Source organism: Pseudomonas ekonensis (assembly GCF_019145435.1).
Classification (GTDB): domain Bacteria; phylum Pseudomonadota; class Gammaproteobacteria; order Pseudomonadales; family Pseudomonadaceae; genus Aquipseudomonas; species Aquipseudomonas ekonensis.
In genome coordinates this window covers 412,485-423,661 of sequence record NZ_JAHSTS010000001.1, presented here as the reverse complement: position 1 = coordinate 423,661, position 11,177 = coordinate 412,485, and the positions used below count along the sequence as shown (strand labels likewise).

7 protein-coding genes are annotated in these 11,177 nt (G+C 66.1%); 1 reads left to right on the top strand and 6 read right to left on the bottom strand.

Going from position 1 to position 11,177, the window contains the following annotated elements:
* Positions 1-68 precede the first annotated feature (68 nt).
* The 5 genes from KVG96_RS02085 to KVG96_RS02065 all read right to left on the bottom strand — a co-directional run bounded on the left by KVG96_RS02085 (position 69) and on the right by KVG96_RS02065 (position 9,613).
* The gene (locus tag KVG96_RS02085; RefSeq protein WP_217890640.1) at positions 69-2,795 is read right to left on the bottom strand and encodes a winged helix-turn-helix domain-containing protein; all 2,727 of its coding nucleotides are present in this window, start codon (positions 2,793-2,795) and stop codon (positions 69-71) included.
* 186 nt (positions 2,796-2,981) lie between these two features.
* The gene (locus KVG96_RS02080; RefSeq protein ID WP_217890639.1) at positions 2,982-4,346 is read right to left on the bottom strand and encodes a DUF1329 domain-containing protein; all 1,365 of its coding nucleotides are present in this window, start codon (positions 4,344-4,346) and stop codon (positions 2,982-2,984) included.
* Positions 4,347-4,374: 28 nt separating this feature from the next.
* Positions 4,375-6,261 carry a DUF1302 domain-containing protein gene (locus KVG96_RS02075; RefSeq protein ID WP_217890638.1) on the bottom strand — a complete coding sequence of 629 codons (1,887 nt, stop codon included), beginning with the start codon at positions 6,259-6,261 and terminating at the stop codon, positions 4,375-4,377.
* 339 nt (positions 6,262-6,600) lie between these two features.
* Entirely contained in the window at positions 6,601-8,283 is a 1,683-nt protein-coding gene (locus KVG96_RS02070; protein WP_217890637.1) for a fatty acid--CoA ligase, read from the bottom strand.
* A 145-nt stretch (positions 8,284-8,428) separates the two neighbouring features.
* A complete protein-coding gene (locus tag KVG96_RS02065; protein ID WP_217890636.1) occupies positions 8,429-9,613 on the bottom strand; it encodes an MFS transporter in 1,185 nt (394 codons plus the stop codon).
* A gap of 84 nt (positions 9,614-9,697) precedes the next feature.
* Between KVG96_RS02065 and KVG96_RS02060 the strand changes: the two genes are divergently transcribed.
* The gene (locus tag KVG96_RS02060; RefSeq protein WP_217890635.1) at positions 9,698-10,471 is read left to right on the top strand and encodes an AraC family transcriptional regulator; all 774 of its coding nucleotides are present in this window, start codon (positions 9,698-9,700) and stop codon (positions 10,469-10,471) included.
* Here KVG96_RS02060 and KVG96_RS02055 read toward each other — a convergent pair.
* Entirely contained in the window at positions 10,455-11,084 is a 630-nt protein-coding gene (locus KVG96_RS02055) for a LysE family translocator (RefSeq protein ID WP_217890634.1), read from the bottom strand. The genes KVG96_RS02060 and KVG96_RS02055 overlap by 17 nt on opposite strands.
* Positions 11,085-11,177: the final 93 nt, after the last annotated feature.

Below are 11,177 nucleotides of genomic sequence, written 5' to 3'. Positions count from 1 at the left end.
CTGTGACTGAACGAAAAACGCCCCGACCGGTTCGGGGCGTTTTTCATTGGGGGCCCGCGACGGGTCGCTCAGGCCAGCACGCCCAACGCCTTGGCCCGCGCCACGGCCTGGGTGCGCCGCTCCACACCCAGCTTGCTGTTTATGTGGCTGGCATGAGTCTTGACCGTGTGCAGCGAAATAAACAGTTGTTCGCTGATTTCCTGGTTCGAGCAGCCCTGGGCGATCAGCCGCAGCACCGCCAGTTCGCGGGAACTCAACAGTTCAGCCGCCGGAGCCTCCAACGCCGCACGCGCGGGGGCCGGGGGGAACAGCTCCAGCAATTGCCGGCCCACCGGGCTTGCGGCCAATTGGCTGCGCAACCAGTCCGGATGCTCGTCGAACAGTTGCCCGAACGGCTGCAGCACGCCGCCGGCGGCCGCATCCAGGGCCTGGCTCAAAGCCTTGCGCGCTTCGGGCTCCCGCCCGCCGCCCAGCAGCAGGGCGACCTTCTGCGTCAACGCCATCACACTGAGCAACTGCCGCCCGGTTTGCTGACCGTTTTCCAGCAACACGTTCAGCCGGCCTTCGGCGAGCATCGGCTGCCCTTGAATCACATCCAGCAAGGCCTGCTGCAATTCGACATGCAACGGCAGCTGCGGATGGAACTCCGGCGGCGCCGCGGCGCGTTCGCCCGTGTAGGTCTGCCCCAGCCGCGCCAGCCAGGCCTCGGCCAGGTCGGTGCGCCCCTGCGCCAGCCACAGTTCGCATTTGACCAGGGTGATCATCGCCAGGTAGTAGATCGGCGGAACGTCCCAGATGTGCATCAGCCGCTCGGCTTCGGCCAGCTCGGCGAAGGCCTTGGCGAATTCGCCGGCGCTGCCCTCCAGCCGGGCGATCACGCAGTGGCCGATCAGCACGCTGATGTCGCGGCAGGCCCGCGCCTCGCTCAGGCCGGCCTGAAGCCGTGCCCGCGCAGCCCGGGGTTGCAGGCGCATGGCCAAGAGAAAACCTTCGTACAGCGTCAGCCGGGCCCGCACGGCGTACAGGCGCTGCGTCGACAGCCCGCGCAGGCGCTCAAGTCCCTGGTGCACCTCTTCGAGCGCCCGCAGGATTTCCCCCCGGGCCTGCAGCACCCGCGCCCGGTCATAGTGGGTCAGGGCCTCGAACAACGGATTGCCGACCCGCTGCGCCAGCTCCAGGGACTCGCGGTTCAGGCGCCGGGCATGCCAGAGGTCGCCGTCGGCGATCGCCAGGTTGGACAGGGTCGAGAGGCACATCAGCCGTTGCCCGTAGCGTTTTTCCGGAAGGCTCTCCAACGCTTCGCTGCAGTATTGCCGGGTCAGCTCGCGCCGGCCGCGGCCCCGGGCGATGATCCCGCTCAACGCCAGCCATTGCGCCAGCATCGATTTCTGGGCGGTGGCCGACGGTGCCGGCAGGAAGCGGCTGAGGTGGCTGGCCAGCTCCTCGGCGGCATCGAGCTGGCAGGCCAGGCCCAGGGCCCAGCTGTACAGCACGATCAACCGCGGCGTGCTGATCAGCAGGCTGTCGGGCAAGTCCATCTTCCAGCGCAGCAGCATGCCGACGTTCTGTTCGGCCAGCAGTTGCTCCTCGGACAGGTTCTGCACCAGGTTCGCCGCCACGTCCAGGTGCCCGGCGCGCAGGGCCTGCTCCACCGCCTCGTCCAGCAGGCCCTGGGCGTTGAACCAGCGGCAGGCGCGCAAGTGCAAGGTGGCCGGCGGCACCATGGCATGGGCCGCAGGCCGGCTGCGCAACAGGTCGGAAAACAGGTGGTGGTAACGGTACCAGTGGCCGTGCTCGTCCAGCGGCACCAGGAACACCTGATGCGCCAGCAGGTAACGCAGGATCTCGGCGCTGTCGTGGGCCTCGCGCACGGCATCGCACAGTTCGCTGCAGAAGCGCTCCTGCGGCGCGGTGTCGAAGAGGAAGGCCTGCACGTCCGCCGGCAGGCAGTCGATCACCTCCTCCAGCAGGTAGTCGCGGATCAGCCCTTCCCCGCCGTTCAAGGCCTGCGGCAGCGCCGCTTCGGTGCCGGCCCCGGCCGCCGCCAGCAGCCAGAAACGCAAGCCGGCGACCCACCCTTCGCTGCGCTGGATCAGGTTCTCCACCGCCTCGCCGCGCAAGGCGCTGCTGTGGCGGTCGAGCAAGGCCAGCGCCTCGTCGCGGGTCAGGCGCAGGTCCTGTTCGTTGAGTTCCAGCAGTTGCCGCGACAGGCGCAGGCGCGCCAGATGCCAGTCCGGCCGTTGGCGGCTGGTGACCATGACCAGCAGGCCGTCGGGCAAATGGTTGAGGAAAAATTGCAGGCAACGGTCGAGCACCGGCCCCTGGGCAAGGTGGTAATCGTCGAGCACCAGCAGCAGCGGCGCCGAAGGATCGAGCTGCAGCGCCAGTTCGTCGAGCAGGCCGTCCAGCCACTCTTCGAAGGCGAACGGCTGATGGCGCTGGCGCATTTTCAGCAGCCCCAACGCCCGGCTGCCCAACTGCTCAAAGAAGTCCTGCAGGCCTTCGAGCAGGCGTTCGAGGAAACGCCCCGGATCGCTGTCCCGCGGGCTCAGGCCCAGCCACAGGCTCTGCCAGTGCGCCGGCAGGCTCTGGCAGAACTCCACCGCCAGCGAACTTTTGCCGAAACCGGCCGGGGCGCTGACCAGCAACAGCCGTCCGCCGAGGCCGGCGCGCAGGCGCTCGCACAGGCGCGGGCGCAACACATGGCCGTCAGGCAGCGGCGGACGGAAGAAACGGCCGTCCAGTGCCGCGACGGCAACGCTTGCAGGACCCGGTAGCGGGGACAGATCAGTCATGGCCGGCTCTTGTTCGAATGGCTGTTGGCGGCGTGGCAGATGTCCGCAGACTAGCCGTAAACGAAGAGGGATTGAAGGCGGTTGCTACAAATGGCTACAAAAAGGCTACGGAAAAACGCCACAGGCAAAAAACGCCCCGAACCGGTCGGGGCGTTTCCACGAGGATGCGGCCTCGTTTGCAGCGGTTTAGCGGATGCCGTCCTGACGCAGCGCGTTCGGCGTGAAGTCGGCGGTGGTGGCGGTGAAGCCGAAGTCGTACGCCGACTTCTCTTCGTTCTTCATGCCCAGCGCCAGGTAGCGGCCGGACTGCAGGTCGTAGAGGGTTTCCAGGGTGTACCACGGCACCTGGACGTTGTAGTAGTTCTGCGAGTGGGCCTCGGCCACGCGCCACAGTTGGTTGCGGCCGTCGTAATGGTCGATCACCGCCGCTTGCCAGGTGTCTTCGTCGATGAAGAAGTCACGCTTGGCGTAGATGTGGCGCTGGCCTTCCTTCAGGGTCGCGACCACATGCCAGACGCGGCGCAGCTCGTAGCGAGCCAGATCCTGGTTGATGTGGCCGGCCTTGATGATGTCGGCGTACTTGAGCTTCGGATCGTCGAGCTTGTAGCTGTCGGAGGCGATGTACATCTCTTTCTTGCCTTCGAGCTTCCAGTCGTAGCGGTCCGGCGCACCGTTGTACATGTCCAGGTTGTCGGAGGTGCGCAGGCCGTCCGCCGCGGTGCCCGGGCCGTCATAGGACACCTGCGGCGCCCGGCGCACGCGGCGCTGGCCGGCGTTGTAGACCCACGCCGAACGTGGCTCCTTCACCTGGTCGAGGGTCTCGTGCACCAGCAGCACGCCACCGGCCAGACGCGCCGGCGCGGTCACTTTCTGCTTGAAGTAGAACAGGATGTTGCCCGGGTTGGCCGGATCGTAGTCCTTCATCTTGTCGCGGAACACGAACTGGTCCTGGAAGTACACCAGGCTGAACGAGCCGTTGGCCTGCGGCGTGGCCTGGGTCACCAGACGGGTCACGCTGCCGCCGCGGTAGCGGGTGATGTGGTTCCAGATGACTTCCACGCCGCTCTTCGGAATCGGGAACGGCACGGCGGTGTCGAAGTTCTCCAGGCCGTTGCCGCCGGACACCAGGTTGGTGCTGGTGGCGTTCTTCTTGATCGCGGCGAACACGGCGTCCGGCACGGTGGCGCCGCGGTGGGACGGGTAGACCGGCATCTTGAAGGTGTCCGGGTAGCGCTTGAACATCGCGTACTGGCCCGGCGCGAGCTTGTCCTTGTACTGGTCGACGTTCTGCGCGGTGATGGTGAACAGCGGCTTCTCGCTGGCGTACGGGTCGGACAGGAACCCTTTGCTGTCCACCGTGCCGGCGTTCTTCGGCATCGGTTTCCAGGCCGGGATCGAACCGTCGGCGTTGCCGGCCATTTCGGCGCCCATCGGGGTCAGGCTCTTGCCCAGCTTGTCCGCTTCGGCGGCGGGCACCGCCGCCATGACGCCGGTCGCCAGCAGCGACAGGCCCAGAACACCGGCGTGGAACAGACTCTTTGTTATTTTCATAAATTCGTTCGTCCTGAAGATGCAGTGCTTAGAAGTTCACGCCGAAGCTGAGGGCCACGAAGTCGCGGTCATCCACGGTGGTGTACTTGCCGTCGAAGAAGTTGGTGTAGGCCAGGCTCGCGGTGTAGGTGTTCTGGTACTCGGCGTCGAGGCCCAGGCTGATGGCCTTGCGGCCTTCCTCGAAGTTGCCGCCGGGGCCTGGCGAGTAGCCGCTCACGTCGTGGGACCAGGCCACGTTCGGCTTGAGGTTCACGCCGGCGAACACGTCGTTGTATTCCCAGATCGCCCGGCCGCGGTAGCCCCACGAGGTCGCGGTGGTGAAGCCCTCGTCGGTGCAGTTGCGGCTGCGGTTGTTGGTCGGGGTGCCGGGGCCTGCGCCGTTGATGGTGCTGGTGTTGAGCGCCACGCAGGTGTCGACGCCGCCGGTGGCCGGCAACTCGCCCGGGCCGTAGACCGGATCGCGGCCGTAGCGCACGTCGGAGGTGCTTTCCAGGCCGCCGACGTGGGTCACGCCCACTTCGCCCACCAGGGTCAGGCGGCTGGCGCCCATCACCTGATCGAAGAAGTGCGTCAGGGTGGTCTGGAACTGGGTGATTTCCTTGCGGCGGTAGCCGTGCAGGTCCTGGCCCGGAACGCCGTTGAGCAGCGAAGCGTTGGTCAGGGCGCCGCCCAGCGGCCGCACGCCGGCGAACAGGATGTCGGTGGAGTTCAGCTGCACCGGCGCGTTCGGCCGGTAGCTGATCTCGCCGCTCCACGCCGTGCCGGTGGGCAGGGTGGTGGAGAAGCTCAGGCCGTAGAGGCGGATGTCCTCAGGGTACTCGACGAAGTACTGCGAGTTGCCCGCCACCAGCAGCGGCCCGAGCGCGGCGAACGGCCCCGGCAGCCCGCGCGCGGTGTTGTACACCGACTGCGGCGCGCCGGTGGCGCTGAAGATCGGCGCGCGGCTGTGGTAGTTCATGAAGTAGGCGCCGAATTCGGTGTCCAGCGGATCGAACATGTACTTCAGGGACGCGCCCCACTGGCCGCCGTCACGGGCGTCGCGGTCGCCGCCGCGGCGCACCAGCACGCCTTCCTCGTTGACGTCGACGCCGTTGGCCGCCAATGGCCCCAGGGCCACGGCCGGGATCTGCGAACGCTTGTTCAGCACGCGCAGGTTGTTGTCGCAGCCGTCGGCGATGATGTCCGGCTGGGAGAAGAAGGTGCCGCAGTTGTCGACGACGGTCTGGTCCCATTCGATCTGGTAGAAGGCGTCGGCCGACAGGTTGTCGGTCAGGCTCTGGGACACGTAGAACATGTTGACCGGGATCAGGCCTTCCTTGATCTCGGCGCCCGGACGGCGGAACGCGGAGACGTCGATCGGGTTGATCGAGTTGATGCCGCCGCCGATGAAGGTGCTCTCGCCCCAGCTCACCACCTGCTTGCCCAGGCGCACGGAGCCCGGCTGATCGGCGATCGAGTAGTTGTGGTAGACGAAGGCGTCGAGGATCTGGCCGCCGGCGGACTTGGCGCCTTCCTTGCGGTTGTTGTCGCTGATGTCCTTGAACTCGCGGCTTTCGTCCTTGAGCTCGAAGTCGTACCAGTACTTGCCCCGGACGAACACGCCGGTGTCGCCGTATTTCAGCTCCAGGTCATGGATGCCCTTGAAGATCTTCGAGAAGGTCTCGCCGCTCTTGAAGTTGGCGTGGCCGTCGTCGGAGGTCTGGGAGAGGCCGTGGCCGCCGTTGTTGACGCCGATGAGGTTCTTGTTCGGCTGCTGGGTCGACCAGCTGGCCCCGATCGACAGGGAGGAGTCGAACTGGCCTTCGATTTCACCGACGTTGAAGCTGACGCCGAATGCGGGCCCGGCGAGCGTGGAGGCGAGACTGACGGCCAGAGGCAGTTTAGCCCGGCGCCAGAACTGGTTAGCTGAATTCATCGACGCTACTCCATGTGCATTATTGTTATGGCAGTGAGTACTTTTAAAAACGCCTGAAGGACCGGACGCCAGGGCTGCCCGAATTCGCTCCAAATTGCATCGCCCCAAGTGTGTGCGCGTGTGCCCCGTTCTTAAAAATCCTTGAGCGGACTATAGCCAGCAGGGGGTATCGCTTGATCCCTCTAAAGTGTGATTTGCAGCTGCCGGCCACTCTGGAACAGTCCTTTCGCCAGTCCGACCCATGTCGGCACGGCAAGGATGGCTGAAAATTCGGATTTCACAAGCCAAGCGCTTGCTTGGGGGTGTCTGGCGCGCCGTTTGCGGCGCGCCAGGGGACGCTCAGAGCGTGGAGAGGAAAGCGCTGTTGTTGGTCTGCCACTCGGTGATGTCGAGGCGGATGCGCTTCTTGTCGAGCTTGCCGACGCTGGTCTTGGGAATTTCGGTAACAAGGGCGATCTGGCTCGGGATCGCCCATTTGCTCAGGTGCCCCAGCTCGACGAACGGCTTGAGGTGTTCCTTGAGCTCCCGCGCCCCGATCTCATGCCCCTCGCGGACCACCAGCAGGGCAAACGGCCGCTCGCCCCACTGCGGATCGGGAATGCCCACCACCGCTACTTCGCGTACCGCGACGTGACGGCTGATCAGGTCTTCGAGGTCCAGCGAGGAGATCCATTCGCCGCCGGTCTTGATCACGTCCTTGATGCGGTCGCGGATGTCGATCACGCCCATGCCGTCCAGCGTGGCGACGTCGCCGGTGTGCAGCCAGCCGCCGGCCCACAGCTCGGCGCCCTTCTGCGGCTCGTTGAAGTAGCCCTCGGTCAGCCACGGCGCACGCAGCACCAGCTCGCCCTGGGTCTCGCCGTCCGCCGGGAGGAAGTTGCCCTCGGCGTCGACGATGGCCGCCTCCACCAGGGGCCCCGGCACCCCGGCCTTGATCCGGTAGGTGGTGCGTTCGTCTTCGCTGCCGGCCATCAGTTCGTCGTTCAGGTGCGCGCAGGACACCAGCGGCCCGGTCTCCGACATGCCGTAGGCGGCGGTGAGCTGAATGCCGCGGGCCTTGGCCGTCTCATACAGGGAACGGTTGAGCGCGCTGCCGCCGATGACGATTTTCCAGCCGCCGAAATCGGTGCCCTGGGCGCCCTTGGCGTTGAGCACCATCTGCAGGATGGTCGGCACGCAGTGGGAAAAGGTGACCTTCTCCTTGCGCCACAGCTCGACCAGGAACTCCGGATCGTAGCGTCCCGGATAGACCTGCTTGAGCCCGAGCATGGTCGCCACGTACGGCAGGCCCCAGGCATGCACGTGGAACATCGGCGTGATCGGCATGTACACGTCGTTGGTGCCCAAAAGCCGCACGCTGTCGATGGCGCCCATGATGGTCGACACGCCCATGGTGTGCAGCACCAGTTGCCGGTGGGTGAAGTACACGCCCTTCGGGTTGCCGGTGGTGCCGGTGGTGTAGAAGGTGGTGGCCACCGAGTTCTCGTCGAAGTCCTGGAAGTCGTAGCGCGGACTCGCGGCGGCCAGCAGCTGCTCGTACTCGCCGACGAGGTTGGGCAGTTCGGCGGTCTTTTCCGGCAAGTCCGTCAGCAGCAGGGTCTTCTCCACCGTGGTCAGGTGCGGCGCGATGGCCCGGTACAGGCCGGTGAACTCGCTGTTGACCAGCACGAAGCGGTCCTCGGCGTGGTTCATCGTGTAGAGGATCTGCTCCGGCGACAGGCGCACGTTGATGGTGTGGATCACCGCGCCGATCATCGGGATGGCGAACATGCATTCCAGGTAGCGATGGCTGTCCCAGTCCATCACCGCCACGGTGTCGCCGGCCTTCACGCCCGCCGCCGTCAGCACGTTGGCCAGCCGCGCGACCCGTTCGATCAGGGTCGGGTAGCTGTAGCGCAGCTGGTCGCGGTAGACGATCTCGCGGGTCTTCTCGTAACGGGCGCCGGACATCAGCAGCCGTTTGATCAGCAGCGGGTACTGGTACGCCCCTTCGGCGGGCGGGATGACGCGAGTCTGCAACATAGGAATCCCTTTTCTGACGGCACGGTGTTGGCATTAGAGCTCTACTCTAGAACCGTTGCGTGACAGTCAAATCAGCCAAAGGAATGATTTGCAGAGCGGCGCAAATGCTAGCTTTGCGCCAGCATTTGCGTTCATCCGAAGCGGCTCAAGCCATTTGTCCGACAGCCTCTTCCGAAGGCGTACGTGGGAAAACCGCTGCGGCAAGGAAGGTCAAGGCGCCAAAACCGGCCAGGATCAGGTAAAGGCCCGCGAAACCATGGCGCGGTTCGACATAGGCGATCAGCGGGATCGCCGTCGCGCTGGCGCCGAACGACAAGCAGTAGCGCAGGGCGAACACTCGGGCCTGCCAGTGCGGCGCGACGAAGTTGGCCACCATCGAATCGTTCACCGTGACCTGGCCGAACACCGCGAACATGAACGCCGCGCCGACGGCGATCACCGCCCAGCCATCGACCCGGGCCAGCGCCAGCAGCAGCGGCGCCTGGCACAGGGTCAACACCACGAACGGCCATTTCAGGCTGATCCGGTGCAGCACCCGGCCGATGCTCAGCTGCGCCACGGCACCGAAGGCGTAGGCCAGGCTGACCACCACCCCGAGGGTCTGCGGCGAGGCGGACCATTCATGCAAGCGTTCCTGGAACAGCTTCGGGTAGGTCATGGTGGTGGCATTGAACACCACCCCGCCGGTGGCCGTGGCCAGCGCCAGCACGCCGAACACCATCGCCATGGAGATGCGCTGGCCGGCGACGCCCTTGAGCGCCGTGTGCGCACGCGCAGGAACCGGCTCGTCGCGCACCTGCAGGGCAAACCCGATGCCCAGCGCGATGGCGACCGCCCCCGGCACCAGGAACGCCGCACGCCAGCCGAACTGCGCCACCAGCCATCCGGTGACCAGCGCCGAAAACGCCACCCCCAGGTTGCCCCACATGCCGTTGATGCCGATCTCGCGCCCGCGGTTCTGCGCATAGGCCACCAGCATCGCGGTGCCCACCGGGTGGTAGATCGCAGCGAAGACGCCGGTCAGGGTCAGGCCCGTCACCAGCATCGCGGGGCTTGCGCTCAGGCCGGTGAACATCGCCGAGGCGCCGATGCCGAAAAAGAACACCAGCATCATGTGCCGCCGGCTCCAGCGGTCGCCCAGCCACCCGGCCGGCAGCGAGCAGGCGCCGAAGGCGATGAAGCCGCCCAGCGACAGGCCGATCAGCGCGGCGTAGTCGAGCCCGAAGGCTTGGGTCATGCCGAGCACGGCGGCGGGGAAGATCAGCATGAACATGTGGTCGATCACATGGGCTGCGTTGATGTAGCGGATGACGGTGACGGATCGGTTCATGGCGGCACGCTTGATGTTGTGGTGAGCGGCTATGCTAAGTTGGCGAAAAAGCGCAGACCTGCCAATGAAGTCATCGAACCGGACATGTTGATCAGCCATTTCGAACACGGCCCGGTGAGTGCCTACCCCCGGGACTACCTGGACGGCGCCCACCAGCCCTTGCACCTGCACCGCGAGGCGCAGCTGCTGTATGCGGTGCGCGGGGTGATGCGGGTGGTCACGGCCCAGGGCGCCTGGGTGCTGCCGCCGACCCGTGCGGTGTGGATTCCGCCCGAGGTCGCGCATGAGATCTTCATGTCCGGCGACGTGCAGATGCGTTCGCTGTTCATCGCCCCCGAACTGTCGCCGGCCAGCCTCCAGCAGTGCTGCGTGCTGGCGGTCACGCCGCTGCTGCGCGAACTGATCCTGCGCGCCGTGCAAGGCCCGCCCCACGCGGAAAATCCGCTGATCCAGCAACTGATGCTGCAGGAGCTCGCCGGCCTGGAGAACCTGCCGCTGCACATTCCGATGCCCGCCGACCGGCGACTGCAAGGCATCTGCCTGGCGCTGCTGCAAACCCCTGACCACCCCAACACCCTGGAGGACTGGGCACAGCAGGCCGGCGCCAGCTCACGGACACTGGCGCGCCTGTTCCAGCAGCAACTGAAGATGAGTTTCAACGCCTGGCGCCAGCAACTGCGACTGATGGAAGCCCTGCCCCGCCTGCTCGCCGGGGACAGCGTGCAGCGCGTGGCGCAGGACCTGGGTTACGGCAGCGCGCGGGCGTTCAGCGCGATGTTCCGCCGTTTGCTCGGGGACAATCCCCGGGAGTACCTCAACGCCCTCAACCAGCTCGGGTCGATCAGTGCATCTCGGTGAACGCCAGCTTCACGCCGATGGCGATCAGCACCGCGCCCATGGTTCGGTCGAACCAGTGGCCCATGCGGGCGAAACCGGCGCGCACGCGCTGCTGGCTGAACAGCAGCGCCACCAGGCAGAACCAGGTCGCGGTGGCCGCCGCCAGGTAGACCCCGTAACCGGCCTGCACCGCCAGCGGCGTGTGCGGATTGATCACCACGGTGAACAGCGACAGGAAGAACAGCGTGGCCTTGGGGTTCAGCCCGTTGGTCACGAAGCCTGAGGTGAACGCGCCGCGGGCGGTGCGCTCGCCGGCCTCCTTGTGCAGGTCGTCGGTGACGGCCGGCGCCGGCTGCGCGCGCAAGGCCTTGTAGCCGATGTACAGCAGGTAAGCGGCGGCGGCCCATTTCAGGGCGTTGAACAGCACGATCGACTGCGACACGATCAGGCCGATGCCCAACAGCGAATAGCCCACGTGCAGGAAAATCGCCGTGCCCACGCCCAGCGCCGTCCAGGTGCCGGCACGCCGGCCGTGGGTCACGCTCTCGCGCACCACCACGGCGAAGTCCGGGCCGGGACTGGCCACGGCCAGCAGGTGGATCAGTGCAACGGTCAAGAACTCGGTCCAGTACATGGGGACTCCTTTGGGTCGAATCAGGCAGATCCGCAGAGCAGAGCCCCCAGCGTGGCGGGCTTCAGCCGTTGCGTATCAATTTGTTTCATCTGG